Raw genomic sequence first — 22,032 nt, 5'->3', positions numbered from 1 at the left:
CCGAATTTCTTTAGTGTTATCAGTTTCTTACTTTTTGTAAGAGTTGTATGATAGCCACTGTAAAGAAGAAAAAGGAGTGGAGTAATCATGGACTATACAACAAGTAAAGAAGAACATCCAATTAAAATCGTCAATCTTTCATCTTTAGAAAAAGCAGTGAAAGAAGACATGGACAAAGGAGCGTTTGGGTACATTCGTGGCGGATCAGAAGACGAATGGACATTACGTGAAAATACGCAAGCTTTCTCAAAGAAAAAAATCATTCCTCGCGTATTACAAGGTATTGATCATGCGGATTTGTCGACCGAATTATTCGGTATTCCTTTAAAAACACCGATCATTCAAGCTCCCTCTGCCGCGCAAGGCTTAGCGCATGTCAAAGGGGAGGTCGATACAGCCATTGGGGTAGCTAAAGCGGGTTCTATTTTTGCGATTAGTACGTATGCAAATACCAAAATTGAAGATGCAGCAGCAGCGGCTCCAGATGCGCCCCAATTTTTCCAATTGTATATGAGTAAAGACGATGCATTTAATCAATTTTTACTTGATAAGGCTGTTCAATCAGGTGCAAAAGCCATTATTTTAACAGTCGATTCAACACTTGGTGGCTACCGTGAAGAAGATATCGTCAATGACTTCACCTTCCCATTACCAATGCCAAACTTAGTCGCTTTTAGTGAAGCGTCTGGTGCCGGTGAAGGCAAAGGAAAAGGCATTTCAGAAATATATGTTGCAGCAAAACAAGCCATCGTGCCAGAAGATATCCAAAAAATCAAAAAAATGTCTGGCTTACCTGTCATTGTCAAAGGGATTCAATCGGCAGAAGATGGCGAAGTAGCCATCCAATTTGGTGCTGATGGCATTTGGGTGTCCAATCATGGCGGACGACAATTAGACGGTGCGCCAGCGTCATTTGATGTATTGCCACAAATCGCACAAGTTGTTCGCAAACGCGTACCAATTATTTTTGACTCAGGTGTGCGCCGCGGCGAGCATGTCTTCAAAGCATTAGCAAGTGGTGCCGATGTGGTTGCACTTGGTCGTCCAATTATTTATGGCTTGTTCTTAGGTGGAGCAGAAGGCGTGACTTCTGTCTTTGATCACTTGAACAAGGAATTAGCCATCACGATGCAACTAGCCGGTACTAAAACGATTGAAGACGTCAAACAAACGACACTCGTCGACTAAACAGCATTGACAGACCAACCAAGTTTGCGTAAACTAATCATTATTAGAAAATGATGAAAACGCAATGAACAGAAGATAAGGTATTGGCAGATTTTAGAGAGTCTATGGTTGGTGAAAATAGGTAGATGGCAGACCTTAGCATGAGCTGGGAGCGGTGTCTTGGTTCTAGAGCTGAGACGACGGTGAGATGTCCGTTAACATAAGAGATAACATAATAAAGGTGGTACCGCGAGCTTCGCCCTTTTCGTCTAGACGAAAAGGGCTTTTTTATATCAGAAAATAGGTATCAAAAAGGAGGACACGGCATGAAAAAGATAGCGGTAGTCTTATTACAAATGGATATTGCATTTGGAAACCCAAAAGAAAATCAACGACACGTCAGAGAACTATTCCAAGAAGCAAACTTACAGCCAGGAGAACTTGTGATATTGCCAGAGATGTGGAACACCGCGTATGATTTGACGCGGCTAGAAGAGATAGCAGATTATAACGGTCAAGAAACATTACAGTTACTAAAAGAGTTAGCGACAACGTATCGTGTGACGATTGTCGGTGGTTCGGTAGCAGTGAAAGAAGGGGCGGATTTTTACAATCGTACTTATGTCATTGATGAAAATGGATCCGTGCTGACGCAATATGATAAGGCGCATTTATTTGGCTTAATGGCCGAGGATCGCTACTTAGCTTCTGGTAATAAGCTTGCATTTTTTGAAAACAAACAAGTGACAATCAGTCCATTTATCTGCTATGACTTGCGCTTTCCAGAATGGTATCGCTTGGCAGCTCAACAAGGCGCTGAAGTCTATATTGTTAGTGCCCAGTGGCCTGTCCAACGCTTAGCACAGTGGCGCAAGCTTCTGCAAGCTAGGGCAATTGAAAATCAAGCCTTTTTCATAGCGGTCAATCGAGTAGGTGCTGACCCTGCAAATCATTTTCCAGGTCATTCGATGATTATTGACCCTTTAGGAGAAATCATTCTCGAGTTAGATGACCAAGAATGCATCGCGCGCGGAGAGGTAGATGCTGCTGCGATTTTGCCTGTACGAGGAGAAATCCCAGTCTTTAAAGATGCACGACCAGCATTGTATGAACAAATTCGCAAAGGGGAGACAAACAATGGTATTTTCGACTAAACTCAATCAGTTACCAAAACAATTTTTTGCTTCATTGGTGGCGAAGGTAAACAAAAAAATCGCAACTGGCGCTGACGTCATTAATTTGGGACAAGGGAATCCAGATCAGGCGACTCCTGCTTTCATTGTTGAGGCGACCAAACAAGCGCTTGATGATCCAATGACGCACAAATATTCACAATTTCGCGGTAATCATGAATACAAGCAAGCAGCAGCGGATTTTTATTATCAACAATATGGTGTAACGGTCGATCCGGAAACAGAAATTGCAGTGATGGGTGGGAGCAAGATTGGCCTGGTGGAATTGCCACTTGCCTTACTCAATCCTGGCGAGACGATTGTGCTACCGGATCCTGGTTACCCAGACTATCTTTCTGGTATCGCCTTGGCAGATGTCAAAAGTGAATTGATTCCATTGCGACCAGAAAAAGGCTATCTGCCGGACTACTCTGAATGGTCGCCAGAGCTGAAAGTAGCGGCTAAGCTTTTGTATTTAAACTATCCAAACAATCCGACAGGGGCGCAAGCAACGCCTGAATTTTTTGATGAGACCGTTCAATTTGCTAAGGAAAATGACTTGATTGTCGTTCATGATTTCGCGTATGGTGCCTTAGGAAATGGTCAGACGGCGCCAGCTAGCTTCTTGCAAGCCAAAGGAGCCAAAGAAGTCGGGGTCGAGCTCTATACACTATCAAAGACCTATAACATGGCTGGCTGGCGCATTGCATTTGCAGTAGGAAATCCAGAAGTTATCGAAGCCATTAACTTGATTCAAGACCATTTGTTTGTAGGTATTTTCCCGGCATTGCAAGCAGCAGGTGTTGCAGCATTGACAAGTGGACAAGAGCCTTTACAAAAAATTGCAGCACAGTATGCAAGTCGGCGCCAAGCATTCGTGACCGCTGCAGCAAAAATCGGCTGGCAAGCATACCCATCTGATGGTGCATTCTACTGCTGGATGCCAGTACCAAAAGGCCATACAAGTGAATCTTTCAGTGATCTACTATTAGACGAAGTTGCAGTGGCAGTCGCACCAGGTGTCGGCTTTGGCGAACAAGGAGAAGGGTTCGTCAGAGTGGGACTGACGATTGGCGAAGCCCGCTTAGTCGAAGCAGTCGAACGCATCGGGACGTTACATTTATTTGAATAACATCAAGCTAGGCAAGGGTGGTTTAAGAACTGTATCCGCGCTTGCCTTTTTAAAAAAATAATAAGTTTTGAATTTACTTAAGAGTTTGTGAACAACTATCACATGATTTATCTAAACCAGTAAAAAATTTTATTAGAGACATGATTTATGGTATTGCAAAAACCAATCTCTGATACTAGCAGAGATTACTCGATCATTAGTAGAGGATATTGACTTGCTATCTACTATCAAACGTCTAAGTAGAAATGCGAAAGATTTTAAAGATCATACGCTATTATCTGCTAATTATGCTGCACTTGAAAAAAAGCATATCAAAGATGATAGGTTAGTCACTGTTGAGCATTCTGATATTGTAAAACCCTGTGGGGAACAATTTGAAGCACTAAGTAGAGTTCATGACAGCTCTAAAGGAGGCATTGAAAAAGGAATCTGATAACTAACATACCCGTAACGACTTTTAAAACAAAACACCCTATCCCTATCTATTCGCATGTGTTTTCTTCTGCAGAAAAAGATTTGATAGTAAAAAAATAAGGTGGGCTTTCTTTTTATCAAAACAAAAAGAAAGCCTTTTCTTTTTGTTTTGATAAAAATTAGAAAAGCTATTGACATGAAATAAAGGCTAATGTTATTATCACTGTGTAAACGTTTACGTTCTTTCTTTTATGAGTAATCTGTTACGTGGTAAATTTAGAAATATATTTTTTTATTAGTTACGTAAACGATTACGTCGTTGACTATGTCAAATAACTCAAAGGAGAAAATCAAATGGGGAAAATGCACAAATTTTTAACTGGAGCGGTAGTATTAAGTAGTGCATTACTATTAGCTGCGTGTGGGGGGAGTTCCGATAAAAAGGAAACCAAGAAAGATGCTGATGGAAACATTGTTATGACGGTTGGTCAACAAACACAACCGAACTCTAAGTTACCAAAAGGTGATACTTATGCAAATAATGCGTATCGCAGATTAATCAAAAAAGAATTGGGTGTTGATATTAAAAGTGCGTTTGAAGCAAATGGCGACGATTATACCCGTCAAGTATCTTTAGCAATTGCTTCTGGCGATATTCCTGATGTTATGGCAGTGAGTCATGATGAAATGGTTGAATTAGCAAACAATGATTTAATTGCAGACTTATCAGATGTATACAAAAAATACGCATCTGATAACATCAAAGATATCTACAAATCGTTTGATAACGTACAAATTGATTCAGCGAAAATTGATGGAAAAATAATGGCTTTACCTGGAACTTCCAATGATTTTGGTCCAAACATGGTTTGGTTCAGACAAGACTGGCTTGATAATTTAGGAATTAAATTGGATCTAGATGGAAATCATGCAATTACATTGGATGAATTGGAAAGTACTGCCAAAGCATTTAAAGAAAAAGATGCTGGTGGTAATGGAAAAACACAAGGTTTAGCTTTAGCAAACTACTTGACATCTGATAGTCATGGTAGCTCTGGTTATACTGCAACAGCTATTTTTAACTCATTTGGAGCGTATCCAAAAAATTATCTTAAAGGTGATGATGGAAAATTAGTTTATGGTTCAAATACGAAACAAGCAAAAGAAGGATTAACATACGTTAAGCATTTATTTGATGAAGGATTACTTGATTCACAATTTGGTACTCGTACGTATGATGATATTAACGCAATGATGATTAATGGTGAATTAGGTATTATTCCTGGACCATGGCATATCTCTGATTGGGCATTGGTTCAAGCCAAAACAGCTAATCCGAAAGCAACATTTACGCCGTATGCAATTGAAAGCAAAGATGGTAGAGTAAATGGTGTATCGAAACCAGGTGTTGGTGGTTACGTGGTTGTTAGCAAGAAATTTGCTCATCCAGAAAAAGTTGTTGAAATGTTCAATTTATTATTTGACAAAGTAGCGAACTCAAAAGACATGGAAAAAGAATATCCTGAAATTTATGATTATGCTCAAAAAGCAGTTGACGGTTCAGTGAAACCAGTCAATATCGAATTCTTCAAAAACTTGAGTGAAATTGATGATGCAGTGACTGCGACAGATGCTGCGGAAGGCAAAACAAATATCGATGATATTACGAAGTTTATCGTTCAAAATAATGCTCGTAAAATCAAAGCTTATTTGGACAACCCAGAAGGAGCAGATCCAACCGACTGGTCTGTATACGCTTCACGTGCTTTAGCAGTAACTGGTGTAATGGATGGTGTACGTAAAGAAGGCATCTATAACGAAGTAAAACCATTTATAACCTTTGATACAATTAAAGCAAACGATCGTAATGGTGCTCAAATTTCTAAACTTGAAGAAGAAACGTTCATCAAATTTGTAACAGGAGCAGAACCATTAAGCAAATTTGATAAATACACCAAAGAATGGGATAACCAAGGTGGTAAAGAAATTCTCGCAGAAATGCAAAAAATTGCTGACAAGCAAAAATAACTAAATTGAGTTATGAGTTAATAGAGCATTTGTCAGCAAATGCTCTATTTTCTATCTGACAGTAAGGAGACTATTATGGATAAAAAAGCGATAAAAAGGAAATCTTGGTTTTCAAGAGATCAATGGCTATTCATAGCTATGGTAATGCCAGGAATACTCTTTTTGTTAGTTTTCTCTTATGCACCGATGTTTGGGTTAATTATGGCGTTTCAAGATTTTATACCAGCAAGAGGTTTTATACATTCTGAATTTGTTTATCTCGATAACTTCAAATATCTTTTTAATTTACCTGATATCTGGCAAGTTACCTATAATACCGTTTATATTGCCGTAGGGAAAATCATCTGGAACACAATCATCCCAATAGTATTTGCAATTTTATTAAATGAAATTCGTGTCCAATGGATGAAACGTACGATGCAAACAATTGTTTATTTACCTTATTTTCTTTCATGGGTAATCTTAGCTTCGGTTATTGTAAACCTGTTTAGTTTAGATGGAACAGTCAATCAAATTTTACAAAGTATCGGTCTTAACTCAGTGAATTTCTTAGGTAGCAATAAAGTGTTCCCACATCTATTAATTTGGACGGATGTTTGGAAAGGTTTTGGTTATAACTCGATTATTTTCTTAGCCGCTATTACGGCGATTGATCCAGGATTGTATGAAGCAGCGACAATGGATGGGGCAAACTGGTATCAAAAAGTACGCTACGTAACGGTTCCAGGGATGATGCCTTTTATTATTTTGATGACAATTTTGGCTTTGCCAGGCATTTTAAGTGCTGGTTTTGACCAAGTGTACAATTTGTATTCTCCTCCAGTGTATTCGAGTGGGGATGTCTTAGATACATATATTTATCGAATTGGTCTAATTGGACGAGACTATAGTTTAGGGGCTGCAGTTGGGTTAATTCGCTCGATTATCGGATTATTCTTAATCTGGATTTCGAATAAAGCGGCTGAAAAAGCAACAAATCGGGTGATGTTCTAAACGTTAAAGGAGGAATAAAAAAATGAAAGAAAAATTTGGCATTCGTCAATTTATTATCTATTTATTAGTAATTCTCTTGACGTTATCATGCTTAATCCCATTGATGAATGTAATTGCGCTCTCTATAAGTAGTTCTCAGGCAGCAGCCGCAAATAAGGTTGGTTTATGGCCAGTAGAATTAACTTTTGCAGCATATGAAAAAATTGTCGGTGATGCGCAATTTTGGCGTTCATTCGGCATTTCAGTATTTAGAGTCTTCGTAGCACTTGCACTAAACTTGATACTGATCGTGACATTGGCCTATCCTTTGTCAAAAAGCAAAAAAGTGTTCTTTTCCCGCAAGTTTTTTATGAACCTTATGATTTTTGCAATGCTCTTTAACGGTGGGATGATTCCAACTTATTTAGTTGTAAAAAATCTAGGGTTGATTAATTCCGTATGGTCATTGATTTTACCTGGTGCTGTTCCTATTGGTAGTGTGATTTTAGTAATGAACTTTTTCCGGGGGATTCCAAAATCATTGGAAGAATCAGCTTTGTTAGATGGCGCAAATGCTTGGGATATTTTGCTTAAAATCTATATTCCGATTTCTTTACCATCCTTAGCAACGGTATCTTTATTCAGTATTGTAGGTAGTTGGAATGACTTCTTTAGTGGATTGGTTTACATGACGGATATTAAAAATTATCCATTGATGACCTACATCCAATCATTGTCCGTAAATATTGCAGCTGCATTACAAAATGCTAGTGGATTATCTACTGAGCAATTACAAAGCTTGTTATCAGTATCAAATCGTAACTTGAATGCTGCGAAAATTGTTGTAGCAATCATTCCGTTACTAGTCATTTATCCATTCTTACAAAAATACTTTGTTCAAGGAATTGTTGTAGGAGCGGTCAAAGAATAGTTTTTGAATGTGTCAAAACGAGATGAGAAGAAAAGAGGTGAAGAATGTGGATAGATTTTTTGATGTTGGTGGCCCCGTGTATCGTGTACTTGCAAAGATCTGGGGATTGATGGTGCTGAACTTTTGTATCCTCATAACTAGTCTGCCACTCGTCACAACGGGTGTTTCATTGAGCGCAGCTTATACCGTTTGTTTCAAGATGCATGAAAAAAATGATATGCAAGTAACGAAAAATTATTTTGTAGCGTTTAAGCAAAATTTTAAACAGTCAATGGTATTTAGTATGATTCAATCCTTGCTTTCAGTGCTATTTATAGTGGATGGTTGGTATTTTGTGCAGACATTCCATGGCATCACACTTCCGATGGTCGGTGTTGGGGTGACAGCGTTATTTATTTTGTTTATCACTCAATATTTGTATGCTTATATTGCGCGTTATCAAGATAGTCTAAAAAATAGTCTGGTCAATTCATTGAAACTTACTGTCATGAATGTGTTTACGAGCATTCTTTTGGCGGGCATGAGTATTGGGGTCATTGCATTGATGTTTCTTTCTTCAAATCTTTTTGTTTTCATACTGTATATGAGTGTGTTCATAGGCATCGCATTTATGATTTTCTTAAAATCGTTCTTATTGTTAGGTATTTTTAAAAAATATGAAAAAATAAAGGAGATTTAACATGACGTCATGGTGGCAAAAGGCCGTAGTATATCAAATTTATCCTAGAAGTTTCCAGGATAGCAATGGAGACGGAATTGGGGACATTCCTGGGATTATTTCCCGTTTAGATTATTTACAATTATTAGGAATTACAGCTATCTGGCTTTCGCCAGTTTACAAATCACCGAATGATGACAACGGCTATGATATCAGTGATTATGAAGATATTATGGATGAATTTGGTTCGATGGCGGATATGGAAGAATTAATCCAAGAAGCCAATAAAAGAGACATTAAAATCGTTATGGACCTTGTTGTTAATCATACTTCTGATGAACATGCTTGGTTTGTAGAAGCCAAGAAAGGCAAAGAAAATCCATACCGAGATTATTATGTCTGGCGTGATCCAGTTAATGGGGACGTCCCAAATGATTTGCATTCAGCATTTAGTGGAAGTGCATGGGAATATGATGAAGCATCGGGGCAGTATTATTTACACTTGTTTAGTAAAAAACAACCAGACTTAAATTGGGAAAACAAAAAGGTTCGTCAAGAAGTCTACGATATGATGAATTTTTGGTTGGAAAAAGGAATTGGTGGTTTCCGGATGGACGTCATCGATTTAATTGGCAAATTACCTGATCAAAGCATTACAGGAAATGGGCCAATGTTGCACACGTATCTTCAAGAAATGAATCAAGCAACGTTCGGCTCGCAAGATGTAATGACGGTGGGTGAAACTTGGGGAGCAACACCCGAAATCGCTAAATTATACTCTGATCCGATAAGAAATGAACTTTCAATGGTTTTTCAATTTGAACACATTGGTTTGGATCAACAAGAAGGCAAAGATAAGTGGGATTTGAAGCCACTGTCTATTGGTCAATTGAAGCAAATTCTATCTAAGTGGCAAACTTCATTAGGACGTGAAGGATGGAATAGTTTGTTTTGGAACAATCATGATTTACCAAGAATCGTTTCACGTTGGGGAAATGACAAAGAGTATCGCGTTGAAAGTGCCAAAATGTTTGCGATTGTGTTGCATATGATGAAAGGTACGCCATACATTTATCAAGGAGAAGAAATTGGCATGACGAATTGCCCAATTTCAACAATTGATGAAGTTGATGATATTGAAAGTATTAATATGTACAACGAGCGCCTAGATCAGGGCTATACGAAAGAAGCCATTATCGAATCCATTAATGCTAAAGGACGAGACAATGCACGGACACCAATGCAATGGGACAATTCGGCCCATGCAGGCTTTACAACAGGGACACCTTGGTTGCACGTTAATCCAAATTACCCTGAAATTAATGTGAAACAAAGTTTGGCTGATGAGGATTCTGTTTTTTACACATACAAAAAATTAATAGAATTACGCAAAGAGCATGCGATTGTTGTTTGGGGCGAATACGAACTAATTGAAGAGACAGCAGAAGAAGTATTTGCGTATTATCGAGAATTTTCCGGTGAGAAATGGCTAGTCGTGGCTAATTTTTCGGAATCAAACCAAACGTTTACGTTGGAAGAAGAAATTGGGGAAGTACTTGTTCATAACTATCACACCTCATTACCAAAAAGTGGCGAAGTATTATTAAAGCCATATGAAGCATTTGCTACAAAAATTTTAAAAAATGTATAGGAGGGAATGATGACTAAGTCTATTATTCAAGGAGAACAGTATCGTATCACAATTCTAACGAATCAATTGATTCGGATGGAATATAGTCAAACTGGACAATTTGAAGATCGTCCGACACAAACTGTTTTAAATCGTACATTTGGAACACCAACAGCAACCATTTCTGAAACGGAAACGCAACTAGAAATTCATACACCAAATTTTGATCTTTTTTACGAAAAAGAAAAGGAATTTAATGAATACACAGTTTCGATGGATGTGCGCTTTGCAACAGGTTATACGCACCATTGGCGTTTTGGAGATACTGAATGGAACCTAAAAGGAACAACGCGAACGCTTGATGGAGCAGATGGAGAAATTCCACTTGAAGATGGTATCATGAGCCGTAACGGTGTCACTATAATGGATGATTCAACAACTTTTGCGATAGATGAGATGAAGCAACCAGTTAAGCGCCTAGGAAGTGAAACGGATTGCTACCTCTTTGCTTATGGACATGATTACTTCCAAGCATTGAAAGATTTCTATCAGTTGACAGGTCAAACACCCTTGCTACCTCGTTATGCTTTAGGAAACTGGTGGAGTCGTTATTGGAAATACACGGAAGATAGCTATTTAGAATTGATTGAACAATTTAAAGAAGAAGCGGTGCCTTTATCGGTGTCGGTAATTGACATGGATTGGCACTTGACGGAAGTGCCAGAACGTTTTGGTAATGGTTGGACAGGATACACATGGGATAAAAAATTATTTCCGAATCCGACACGCTTTATGCAAGCGATACATGATCGAGGCTTAGCGATTACGCTCAATGTCCATCCAGCTGATGGGATTCGTGCATTTGAAGAAGCTTATCCACGAGTGGCAAAACGGTTGCATCTCGACCAAGAGGCAGAAGAGCCAGCTCGCTTTGATTTAAATGACGAAAATTTCCGTATCAGTTATTTCGAAGATGTTCATCATCCAATGGAAGAAGATGGGGTCGATTTTTGGTGGATTGATTGGCAACAAGGCACAAAAAGTGAAGTAGCCGGCTTAGATCCGTTATGGCAATTGAACCATTACCACTTTCTAGATCAAGTAGAACGCAAACACGATCCATTAATTTTATCCCGCTATGCCGGACCAGGAAGCCATCGGTACCCACTCGGCTTTTCTGGGGACACGATTATCAGTTGGGAATCGCTTGATTTCCAACCATACATGACCGTCACGGCTTCGAACATTGGTTATTCTTGGTGGAGTCATGATATTGGTGGACACATGTTAGGATACAAAGACGAAGAATTGTCCTTACGCTGGTTGCAATTTGGGGTATTTAGTCCAATCAATCGTTTGCATAGTTCATCAAGTGCGTTTACAAGCAAGGAACCTTGGACCTATGAACCAACAATAGCCGGGATTATGAAGGATTACTTGCGCTTCCGACATGCTTTACTGCCTTATCTTTACACAGCAAATGTGAAGACACATGAGAATGGTGAACCGCTGATGCAGCCAATGTATTACCGTTACCCGGAAGTAGATGCATCTTACCGTACGCGTAATCAATACTTCTTTGGTTCTGAACTTTTGGTTGCTCCAATTACGCAAGCAATGGATCGGCAGACAGAGTTAGGAAAAGTGGTTGTCTTTTTACCAGTGGGAGATTGGTTTGACTTTTTCCGAAACTGTCGTTATGAAGGCGATACAACCATTACGATGTATCGTTGGTTAAATGATATTCCTGTTTTAGCTAAAGCGGGCGCCATTGTGCCTTTAGATGCCCATCCTGAGCAAACAAAAGCGAATGAATTGCCAACAACCATCCGTTGGGAAATTTTCCCTGGAAGCAGCAATCAATATGAATTGATTGAAGATGAGGGAAATCAACGATGCGTGACCCGCGTTCGTTTGGATAATGAAACCAAAAAATTGGTTATCGAAATAGAAGGATCGAAAGATATTCTGCCAAATGAACGTCAACATGAGTTTCATTTACGCGTGACCGATGAAGTACAGGTTAGTGGCGACAATCTTTCCTCTATTTATGATGCTCAGTTGAAAGAACAAATCATTTTAATCAATCAACCAGAAGAGCAACATATGCTCACACTATCAGGTTTTGCTTACAGCAAAACACAGACCAGTGAACAGGCTGTCTTTGATATCTTAAAACGAGCAAACATTGAGAATGAATTAAAAGATCAATTATGGGATCGTTACCGAAATGAATCAAGTAAGAAAAAACGATTCAATTTACTTTCCCAAGTACCTTCTCGTGAGTTATCACAAGCACTGTTTGAATGCGAATACACGGACCAACGTGCAGAGTGACTAGCTGAGTAAAAAGGGACATGTATGTATTGCAGTAAAACCGGACCCGAACGATAGTGATGATGAATCTCACTTGTCACAAGCAGTGACATGAGCCAGTCTCATTATGGTTCGGTTTTTTTGATAAGGACGACTTTTTACAATCATGCATTGAAGGGAGCAAATATGAAAAAAATTGTATTTGGAATAATAAGTGGGGCTCTGGTTGTCGGAGTAATCTTTGGAGTGGTGAGAATGAATAATCAAAAACAGGAAAACGTGTCAATTGATAAGGTAAGCGCAGACCAAGCCGTCTATCGACCTGGGGACAAGGTAACCTTAACCGTTTCATTAGCGGATGAAGCAAAAAAAAATCAAGGAACCTATCAATTACGGGTGACTCATTTGGGGAAAAAAGTTGATCAACAAGCTGCAAAATGGGAAACCGTTAACGGTAAGGGACAGATGACCATTGAATGGCAGCCCCCAAAAACCGATTTTCAAGGATATTTATTGCAAATTGAAATGAAAAATCAATCCGGAGAAACCATTGCTCAAACCAATAAAGCGGTGGATGTTTCGAGTAACTGGACCAAGTTTCCACGTTATGGCTATTTAACAGAATTTTGTGATGAAGCAACGCCCGCTAAAACCATCGCACAGATGAAAGATTGGCAGCTAAACTCTATTGAATATTATGATTGGAAATTTTTGCATCATCAACTGATTCCTGATGATGGCTCAATGACTTGGCAGGATTGGTCAGGCAGACAAATTGATGGCAATAAAGTAAAAGAATATATTCAGCTGGCTAAGCAAGAAAATATCGTGAATATGAGTTATAATATGGTTTATGGAGCAACAAACAATTACAAGAAATATGGTATTAAAGATGAATGGTTATTGCATTATGCTGAAGATCATGGAGAGGCGGGGAAACGACCAGGAGATGTTTTTACATTTAAAATGGGAGCCAGTCCCACTGGTCAATCCAACTTATTTTTCTTTGATTTAGATAACCCTGAATGGCAAGATTATATCATCGAAAAAAACAAAGAAGCATTAGAAGTAATGGGATTTGATGGTTGGCATGGTGACACTGTTGGAGAATGGGGCAAAATGTGGACCACTGCGGATATTGGGAAACCCGAAAAAGCAAAATATGTGAAAGATAGCTACAAGTCATTTTTAAATACCGTAAAAGAACGTCTAGGGGATCGCTACTACCTTTCTTTTAATCCAGTAGGTGCGCAGGGCATCGAGCAGGTAAATGCATCAAATGTTGATGTCCTCTACTCTGAAATTTGGCCTTGGGATAAAGACAGTGAAGGGCATACGTATGATGATTATATGAGCTTGAAGCGAGAAATCGATCAGTCACGTAAAGAAAGCAATGGAAAATCGTTAATTATACCGGCTTATATGGAGTATGATTATGCAGCAGCCCAAGGGAAACGTAAACCATTTAATCAAGCAGCCGTTTTACTAACCGATGCAGCCGTTTATGCAGCGGGTGGTTCAAGAATTGAATTAGGGAATGGCACAGAAATGCTTTCAAATGAGTATTTCCCTAATAAGAACCTATATATGAGTAAAGAGCACCAAAAACGCCAACATGCACTGCAAGAATTTATTGTAGCTTATCAAAATATCTTACGTGATGGCTTGGAAGATAATCAAAAATTGATTCAAATCGTCGATGAACAAACCAGCAGTGATGGCCAACCTGATACTATTTGGGCCTATGCAAAAGAAAAAGAAGGCATTGAAGCAATTCAGCTCATTAATTTGAGTGGCGTTAAAGATGTTACTTGGCGAGCAAATGAAGGAAAAAAAGCAACGCCAAATAAGAAAGAAAAATTGACAGTCCGATATTATACAGAAAATGACTATCAGCATGCCTATCTTACTTCACCAGATCCAGATTTTGATAGTCACTCAAAAGTCGTGGCGATGACAAGAGGAAAAGATAGCAAAGGCAAGTATTTAGAAATACCGGTTAGTAGTCTAGAATATTGGGATATAATCTATTTTCAATAACAATGTAAGTAAGGGGTATTATTATGTACGAAGAACAAACGATTCCTTGGTGGAAAAATGCGATAGGCTATCAAATCTATCCAAAAAGTTTTCAAGATACCAATCATGATGGCATCGGAGATTTAAATGGCATTCGCCAAAGATTGCCGTATTTAAAAGAGCTGGGCATTGATTTTGTTTGGCTGAATCCCATCTATGCTTCACCCAATGTCGATAATGGGTATGATATTAGTGATTACCAAGCGATTAATCCTGAGTATGGTACTATGGCGGAGATGGTGGATTTAATCAAAGAGGCGCATGCGCATGGCATTAAGATTATTATGGACTTAGTCATCAATCATACGTCAGATCAGCATCCGTGGTTTCAAGAAGCACTCAAAGGACCAGACAATCCCTATCATGATTATTATATTTGGGCAGATGGCACACAAAAGCCTAATGAATGGGAATCCATTTTTGGTGGATCGATTTGGCAAGAGGTGCCTTCTCTAAAGAAACAGTACCTTCATGTGTTTGCCAAAGAACAGCCGGACTTAAACTGGGAAAACAAGCAGATGCGGCAAGATCTATATAAAATGATTCGTTGGTGGCTAGATTTAGGAATTGATGGATTTCGCATTGATGCCATCTCACATATTAAAAAATCTTCTTGGGATACTAAGCCGCAAGCAGATTGGGCATTTTCACCGTTCACCAATGTAGCAGGCATCGATGTTTACTTGACGGAATTGGGTCAAATATTTAAAGAATATGATATTGTGACAGTCGGTGAAGCATCTGGTGTGACGGCAGAGCAAGCACCTGAGTGGGTCGGTGAAAATGGGTATTTCAATATGATTTTTGAATTCGAGCATATTTCTTTATGGAAGCGAGAAAAACAGGACACAATTGATGTCATCGCACTGAAAAAAGCGCTCAGTCATTGGCAAAAGCAACTGGATTACGGCAAAGGATGGAACGCATTGTACATGGAAAACCATGACGTGCCGCGGAGTGTCTCGGTATTTGGTAATGATCAGCCTGTGTACCGCCAAAAGGCAGCGACCGCCTTGGCTACAATGTATTTACTGTTACAAGGCACGCCGTTTATTTATCAAGGGCAAGAGCTTGGTATGACCAATATGACCTTTACGGACTTGGATCAGCTTGATGACGTGACTGCCAAGCAGCAAATTGAAGAGCTGCGAAAGCTTGAAGATAGTGGTGAGCGTAATCTGGAAATACTAGAACTAATGAGTAGCATCTCTAGAGACAATAGCCGTACGCCAATGCAGTGGAGTACGGAGGAAAATGCTGGTTTTTCGACAGCAGAGCCATGGCTAGTGGTCAATCCAAACTATGAAGAGATTAACGTAGCTGCACAGTTAAAACAGCCTAACTCGATTTTGTCGTATTACAAGCAATTGATTCAGCTAAGAAAAAATCGTGCGGTATTCGTTACGGGTCATTACCATGATTACTTACTCGATGATCCCAAAGTCTATGTCTATGAACGCTTTTTAGGAACAGAGCGAATGCTCGTGGTGGTAAACTTAACCAAAGATGCGGCTGAAATTGACTTACCAGCTGCAATTAGTGGTCAGAGTTGGACGCTGGTCATCGACAATCATTCTGTTGAGGGGGCAAATAGTGAGCATGAGCTACAGCTGACACAACACCAAAAAACGATGGCACTTGCTCCATATGAAGCCCGTGTATACCATATGAATCAGCGTGTCAAAGAGACATTCAATGAAAAGATAAGGTAGGTAAAATCATGGCAACCACAATCAAAGATATCGCGCGGCTGGCGAATGTTTCTACGGCTACTGTTTCACGCGTCATCAATGACATCGGTGGCTATGGAGACGAGACTAGAGACCGCGTGTTAGCTGCGGCAAAGGAGCTTGGTTATTACAAGAACGAAGCGGCGACCAGTTTGGTCACCAATAAAACCAAAACCATCGGCATCATTATTCCCGATGTCAGTACATCGTTTTATGGAAATATCGTTACGGGAATTGAGGATATAGCCTATGATTATGGGTATAGTGTCATTCTGACACATGCTGGTGTTGAAGGGAAACGTTTGGTTGATAGCCTGAAATTAATGGTCAATCGGCGAGTGGATGGGATTATGATTGTCTCTATCTATCTGAATCAAGAGCGGCAAGAATTGGTTCGTCAATTAGGTGTGCCAACTATTTTGTTATCGACGATTTCTGAAGACAAGCAACTACCATATATCAAAGTTGATGACTATGAAGCAATGTATCATGCTACACACTATTTAATTCAGCAAAATCATCAAAAGATAGCACTAGCTGGCATCAATCCCGACGATGCAGTGGCCGGTAAACCACGTCTGGCTGGGTATCTCAATTGTCTTGAGGACAACCAACTAGCTGTGGATGACTCGTTGATTGTATTTGGTGATTTCAGCTTTGAGTCTGGTCAGCAAGCGATGAAGCAGTACCTTCATCAGACGATGCCGACTGCCATCGTCTGTGCCAGTGACGATGTCGCCTTGGGATTGATCTCAGTGGCCCATCAGGCGGGCATTCGTGTTCCGGATCAATTATCCGTAGTGGGCTATGATAACACAAGTATCGCGTGGATGACGACACCACCACTTACGACGATTGCCCAGCCTTTTTATGAGATGGGTGCGCGCGGCTGTCAGCGGTTGATTCACTCGATTACCAAAAAGCAAGTAATGACATCAGAGATTATTCCCTTTGAATTAAAAGAACGGCAAACCGTTCGTAAGTTAGCCCGATAAAAAAGTGAAATATTGTTGGTTATAAAAAGACTAGAAAATCCCAAAGGTATGTCTCAACCTTTGGGATTTTCTGGTCTTATTTAGGAGCTAGTTTGTCTGGTCGATTCGGATGTAGTAGTAAAAAAGAATGGATGCGTTTTCTCTATGGTTTGTTTAAGTTTGGGTAGCTATACTCTATTCATACCCAAACAAACCAAACTTTTTTTCATTTCTTTCTCCCGAGTACACTAGCCCCCAACTAGTGTGCTTTTTTATTTTGCGTATACGACAACTTCACCAATACCATGTGAATAAACGGCTTTGAACGTCCCTTTTCTTAAAGGTACTGGAAAAATAAATGTCCCACTTGAAATGTGCATTCCTTCAGTAATTTGTTGATTCGATTGGGCTAATTTTTTGATCAACCATTGGACTGAGATGAGAGGATTTGACAACACTTCAGAAGATAAGCCTTGCGCTACTTGTTCGTCATCTACGAACAATGTTCCTTCAATTTGTCCAAGTTCATCAAATGAAATCGCTGAGACTGGTTGAGAGGCACCTAAGACAATGTTTCCACCTACAGCCCCATCTGATACGACTAGATATTTGTTCAAATCAGGGAACCAATCTGCAAAGCGTGAATCAGGGAGTTCGATACCTGGGGCTACGGTTAATTTTTCGCATAGTTCAGGGAGTGTATCTGTCTCAGATAGCGTGCTTGTTGCAGTGAAGACCAGCTCGATTTCAACTAAGGGTTCTAAAAAGTCTGTTAAGTTGACAGTCGCAGGAGAGGTCAGGATTTGAGCTTGTTCTTCTGCTCCGTATAATGGTTCATTGGAGTCAAAAAGTTTTTGTGTTTTTTCACTCGTTAAGCTGACTTTGTAGCCGGCAACGGGGGTATCTTTTTGTCCACTGATTAAAGCTTGGATGGCATACGCATCTTCTAGTTTTCCGACGGTTAGTTCGGCCTCGCTAATAGGTAGTGAATGTCCTTTTTTATATGCGTCAAGTAAAGCTTCTGCCAGTGCGTGTTGTTCGGTAGATAATGTCATGAAAATCCCTCCTTTTATTTGCTAAAACTGTAACATACTCCTATTAATCCTGCAACGAATCACCAAATGCCAATTAAAAAGACCAATCTCCTGGTTTTATCAGAAGGGTTGGTCTTTTTTTACTAGGCAAGCGAATCAAGGGTCAGTGCTTTTTTTATCGTTTCTTGATGCTCGGCTTTGACTGCTGCTAATAATTCAGGATTTTCAAGTAATTCAAGAATGGTCAAGGCGAGTCCTTTGGCTGCTGAAATCAGCCCTTTTTTCCCGTCAGGTGAGATGGTGGCAGCGGCCATTTCTTTTGTGTGGGCACCGACATGACTATCGGCGATTTTGATATTCCCTTGAATGGTAGGGCACTTATAGCTGACTGCACCGACATCTGTCGACCCAGCAGCTACTTCTTCGACGGGTGCGATATCTGTTAAGCCGATTTCTTGGTATTTTTCCATTAAGATATCTGCCAATGTGTAGTTGATTAATGTATCTTCATAAGGGCATTCATAAGTGGACGTCTTAAACGTCACATCGTTAGCTAGACAGATGCCTTCAACAGCTTTGTTCGCGCGCTCTGTTAAATACTTCGCATAAGACATAGTGGGTGCACGGAAGTAATATTCTAATGACGCATAGCCAGGAATGACATTGGCAGCTTGACCGCCATCTTTGATAATACCGTGAATGTAGGTGTGCGGTTTGGCAAATTGACGCAACAAGTTGATTTGCAGATAGCTCATCACTGCTGCATCGAGAGCAGATCGACCTAAGTCAGGGTGACAGCCGTGCGCATTTTTACCAAAAAATTCAAATTTAATCGGATTTAAGGCATTTGAACGACCACCGACACCATTTTTAACGCCGGGGTGAACCATAAGGGCAACATCGACAGCATCAAAGACGCCAGCTTCAGCCATACTTACTTTGCCACCAAAGTTTTCTTCTGCAGGTGTGCCGACGACAAGTAGTTTGCCACCAAATTGATCGATAATGCCTTTAACAGCTTCACCAGTGGCGACACCGATAGCTGCAATTAGATTGTGGCCGCAGCCATGACCAACTTCAGGTAGGGCGTCATACTCGCACATTACTGCAATCGTCGGTCCGGGTTTATGTGTGTCATATGTTCCTAAAAAGCCAGTCGGAACAATGTATGCTGATTGGGTATCGAACCCAGCTTTTGTAAGATAGGATACCAATAATTTCATTGTTTCAAACTCTTCATTACCAATTTCAGGATTGTCGTATAGCGTTTGTACAATCTCCATATATGCATCGATATTCGTTTCAATTGATGCAATCAGTTGTTCTTTTACCGTCATGTAGATAGCCTTCTTTCTCATTCAATCATTATTCACTAATCGCTTTTTTGGCTTGCTCAGTGGCTTCGTCTTTCCATTTCTCTAAGTTGCCATTTTCTTTGTTTTCTTTGATAACTTTGTTGATGACTTTAATAAGTGATTTGTTGGCATCATCTTTAGGAATACCAATGACATTGGTCGCATATTTGTTGTCAGGGTCAAGATTGAATTCTTCTTTGCTTAAGATTGTTAAGTTAGGGAAAGAAGTCAATAGCGGTTCTACCGAAGTGGTGGACACCGTCACCGCATCAATGTCACCAGCATTTAGTGCAAGAACTGCCGCATCCATCGTGCCGTATTGTTTTAAGTTGGCTGTTGAGGTCAATCCGGAAGCTAATTCATACTGAATTGATCCAGATTGAGCGCCAACTTTTAATTTTGCTTTCTTCAAATCAGCTAACGATGAATACTTTTCAGCAATCTCTTTCGTCGTTAAAATACCTTGATAACCATCGCTGACTTCTTGCTCATAGCCATCGGAAAAGTCCATGATTTTTTTTCGTTCATCTGTTCCAACGAAACCAGAGATACCAATATCGACACTGCCAGTCTGAATGTTGGCAAGTACGCCGTTAAAGTCAGTTGCTTTGATATCTAATTTTACGCCGATTTCTTTGGCAATGGCTTTAGATAATGAAATATCGCTGCCTACAATTTCTTTTTCTCCTTGATCATTTAAAATATAAAATTCAGATGGCGGAAAATCAGGTGACGTCCCCACGACTAATTTGCCACTTGCTTTGATTTTCGCTAGTACATCGGAGTCTGTGCTGCTAGAGCTAGAAGATGTTCCGCAAGCCGCTAGTGTCACGACCGCTAGTAGTGCAAAGATGCTCGTATATACCCAATTTTTTTTCATAGTATTCTCTCCATTCAGTAAGTGTCATTAAAAGGTGATTTTATCGAGGAATAATTTGGTGCGTTCCTCTTTTGGATGTTGGAACAATTCTTCAGGTGTCCCTTCTTCAACGATGCGTCCTTGGTCAATAAAGAGCACGCGCGAAGCGACTTTTTTCGCAAAATTCATTTCGTGGGTCACAATGACAGTCGTCATATGACTTTTGGTCAAGTCTTGAATCACAAGCAAGACTTCCTTGACCATCTCCGGATCTAAGGCAGAGGTCGGTTCATCAAAAAGCATCAGATCGGGCTCCATTGCGAGTGATCTAGCGATAGCGACCCGCTGTTTTTGACCACCGGATAGTTGGTTTGGATAGGCATATTTTTTCTCTGCTAAGCCGACTTTTTGCAACAGTTCATCTGCTTTTTGTTCCGCTTGTACCTTGCTCATCTTTTTACGCATAATTGGTGCCAAAGTGATATTTTCAAGGACGGTCTTATTTGGGAAAAGATTGAAGTGTTGAAAGACCATGCCGATTTTTTCGCGAACCTGATCAATATCGGCTTCTTTTAATTTCTTGGCTGTCAGATCTTGGTTTTCGAAGATGACTTCCCCACTTGTCGGGGTCTCCATTAAGTTTAAACAACGGAGAAACGTTGACTTCCCTGAGCCAGAAGGACCGATAATTGCGACGACTTCACCTTTTTGAATATCGGTCGAAATCCCTTTTAATACTTCTAAGTCGCCAAATTTTTTGGTGACGTTCACTGTTTTAATCATATACATGCATCCTCTTTTCTAGCATAGACATTAAAGAAGTTAGGCCGGCTGTCAAAAGAAAATAAATAATCCCGACAACAATCAGCGGTTCAAAAATCGAATAGGTCGACGCTTTGACGATGTTGTAGGTATACATGACATCGAAGACTCCTACGACCGATACGATGGAAGATTCTTTAATCATCATAATAAATTCGTTCCCCAATCCTGGTAAGACTACGCGGACAGCTTGTGGGATAATGATGGCTTTCATGGTTTGCCAGCGACTAAGACCCAATGATCTGCCAGCTTCCATCTGACCTTTATCAATCGATTCCAAGCCACCTCGTAGTAATTCGCATATGTATGCACCTGAATTAATAGAAAGAGCTACTACAGCGGTCAAAAATTCGCGTGAGCCAAACACATCACCGAGTAGTGGGATGGGTGGGATTGAGATGCCGATAATGGGAAAGCCGTATAACCACATAAAGAGCTGAAGCAGTAAGGGAGTGCCGCGGACGACTTGGGTATACGCTTTGGCTAACCAGCGCAAAGGCGCAAAACTTGATTGCTTCATGATGGTTGCCAATAAGCCAATCAACGAACCGATAATGACGGTCATGATCGCTAAGGCGACAGTGACGATGGTGCCTTGCCAAAAGGTCGGTAACCATTTGACGACTTTAGAGAAATTAATAACAATTCCTAAATATGCATTCATATACAAAAACCTCGTTTTATACTGTTTATTTTGAATTTTTATTCAATTAAGTATGTTTATCATAAGATAGAATGTAGCAAAAGTAAAGTTATTTT

General features: G+C 39.9%; 18 protein-coding genes. 13 read left to right on the top strand and 5 right to left on the bottom strand.

Translation table 11 applies throughout. From position 1 onward, the window contains the following. The first annotated feature begins 87 nt into the window (after positions 1 to 87). From HMPREF9088_RS03220 to HMPREF9088_RS03160, 13 genes are all read left to right on the top strand, one after another. Positions 88 to 1,188 (top strand): lactate oxidase, encoded by a 1,101-nt coding sequence (locus HMPREF9088_RS03220; protein WP_007207699.1) that lies wholly within the window; start codon positions 88 to 90, stop codon positions 1,186 to 1,188. Between the two features lie 305 nt (positions 1,189 to 1,493). Beyond that, positions 1,494 to 2,321, top strand: coding sequence for a carbon-nitrogen family hydrolase (locus tag HMPREF9088_RS03215; protein WP_007207698.1), 828 nt, complete (start codon positions 1,494 to 1,496; stop codon positions 2,319 to 2,321). Beyond that, positions 2,305 to 3,471 carry a pyridoxal phosphate-dependent aminotransferase gene (locus HMPREF9088_RS03210; RefSeq protein WP_007207697.1) on the top strand — a complete coding sequence of 389 codons (1,167 nt, stop codon included), beginning with the start codon at positions 2,305 to 2,307 and terminating at the stop codon, positions 3,469 to 3,471. The genes HMPREF9088_RS03215 and HMPREF9088_RS03210 overlap by 17 nt, the downstream gene beginning before the upstream one ends. Before the next feature lie 214 nt (positions 3,472 to 3,685). Next, positions 3,686 to 3,904, top strand: a complete 219-nt coding sequence (locus HMPREF9088_RS03205; RefSeq protein WP_007207696.1) for a hypothetical protein — start codon at positions 3,686 to 3,688, stop codon at positions 3,902 to 3,904. A gap of 335 nt (positions 3,905 to 4,239) precedes the next feature. Further along, positions 4,240 to 5,913, top strand: a complete 1,674-nt coding sequence (locus HMPREF9088_RS03200) for a type 2 periplasmic-binding domain-containing protein (protein WP_007207695.1) — start codon at positions 4,240 to 4,242, stop codon at positions 5,911 to 5,913. Positions 5,914 to 5,988: 75 nt separating this feature from the next. Further along, complete coding sequence (locus HMPREF9088_RS03195) at positions 5,989 to 6,906, top strand: ABC transporter permease (protein WP_040366296.1); 918 nt, start codon at positions 5,989 to 5,991, stop codon at positions 6,904 to 6,906. 22 nt (positions 6,907 to 6,928) lie between these two features. Continuing rightward, a complete protein-coding gene (locus HMPREF9088_RS03190; protein WP_007207693.1) occupies positions 6,929 to 7,816 on the top strand; it encodes a carbohydrate ABC transporter permease in 888 nt (295 codons plus the stop codon). A gap of 46 nt (positions 7,817 to 7,862) precedes the next feature. Then, positions 7,863 to 8,495, top strand: a complete 633-nt coding sequence (locus tag HMPREF9088_RS03185; RefSeq protein WP_040367187.1) for a YesL family protein — start codon at positions 7,863 to 7,865, stop codon at positions 8,493 to 8,495. A gap of 1 nt (position 8,496) precedes the next feature. After that, a complete protein-coding gene (locus HMPREF9088_RS03180; protein ID WP_007207691.1) occupies positions 8,497 to 10,125 on the top strand; it encodes a glycoside hydrolase family 13 protein in 1,629 nt (542 codons plus the stop codon). A gap of 6 nt (positions 10,126 to 10,131) precedes the next feature. Further along, complete coding sequence (locus HMPREF9088_RS03175) at positions 10,132 to 12,441, top strand: glycoside hydrolase family 31 protein (protein ID WP_007207690.1); 2,310 nt, start codon at positions 10,132 to 10,134, stop codon at positions 12,439 to 12,441. A 234-nt stretch (positions 12,442 to 12,675) separates the two neighbouring features. After that, complete coding sequence (locus tag HMPREF9088_RS03170) at positions 12,676 to 14,460, top strand: glycoside hydrolase family 66 protein (protein WP_143139692.1); 1,785 nt, start codon at positions 12,676 to 12,678, stop codon at positions 14,458 to 14,460. A 23-nt stretch (positions 14,461 to 14,483) separates the two neighbouring features. After that, positions 14,484 to 16,211, top strand: coding sequence for a glycoside hydrolase family 13 protein (locus HMPREF9088_RS03165; RefSeq protein ID WP_007207688.1), 1,728 nt, complete (start codon positions 14,484 to 14,486; stop codon positions 16,209 to 16,211). A gap of 8 nt (positions 16,212 to 16,219) precedes the next feature. Next, positions 16,220 to 17,224: a LacI family DNA-binding transcriptional regulator gene (locus HMPREF9088_RS03160; protein WP_007207687.1), complete on the top strand. Its 1,005-nt coding sequence runs from the start codon at positions 16,220 to 16,222 to the stop codon at positions 17,222 to 17,224. A gap of 251 nt (positions 17,225 to 17,475) precedes the next feature. On the opposite strand, the gene HMPREF9088_RS03155 is transcribed toward HMPREF9088_RS03160, so the two are convergent. The 5 genes from HMPREF9088_RS03155 to HMPREF9088_RS03135 form a co-directional block, all read right to left on the bottom strand. Further along, positions 17,476 to 18,258 carry a 2-keto-4-pentenoate hydratase gene (locus tag HMPREF9088_RS03155; RefSeq protein WP_007207686.1) on the bottom strand — a complete coding sequence of 261 codons (783 nt, stop codon included), beginning with the start codon at positions 18,256 to 18,258 and terminating at the stop codon, positions 17,476 to 17,478. Positions 18,259 to 18,380: 122 nt separating this feature from the next. Continuing rightward, entirely contained in the window at positions 18,381 to 19,574 is a 1,194-nt protein-coding gene (locus HMPREF9088_RS03150) for a M20 family metallopeptidase (protein ID WP_040366292.1), read from the bottom strand. Between the two features lie 28 nt (positions 19,575 to 19,602). After that, positions 19,603 to 20,472 carry a transporter substrate-binding domain-containing protein gene (locus HMPREF9088_RS03145; RefSeq protein WP_007207684.1) on the bottom strand — a complete coding sequence of 290 codons (870 nt, stop codon included), beginning with the start codon at positions 20,470 to 20,472 and terminating at the stop codon, positions 19,603 to 19,605. 27 nt (positions 20,473 to 20,499) lie between these two features. After that, entirely contained in the window at positions 20,500 to 21,234 is a 735-nt protein-coding gene (locus HMPREF9088_RS03140) for an amino acid ABC transporter ATP-binding protein (protein ID WP_040366290.1), read from the bottom strand. Then, positions 21,227 to 21,937 (bottom strand): amino acid ABC transporter permease, encoded by a 711-nt coding sequence (locus HMPREF9088_RS03135; protein WP_007207682.1) that lies wholly within the window; start codon positions 21,935 to 21,937, stop codon positions 21,227 to 21,229. The genes HMPREF9088_RS03140 and HMPREF9088_RS03135 overlap by 8 nt, the downstream gene beginning before the upstream one ends. Between the last annotated feature and the right edge of the window lie 95 nt (positions 21,938 to 22,032).

It is taken from the genome of Enterococcus italicus DSM 15952, assembly GCF_000185365.1.
In the GTDB taxonomy this organism is placed as follows: domain Bacteria; phylum Bacillota; class Bacilli; order Lactobacillales; family Enterococcaceae; genus Enterococcus_G; species Enterococcus_G italicus.
Note: the sequence above shows the minus strand (reverse complement) of the source record. Positions and strands in the feature narration are given on the sequence as shown.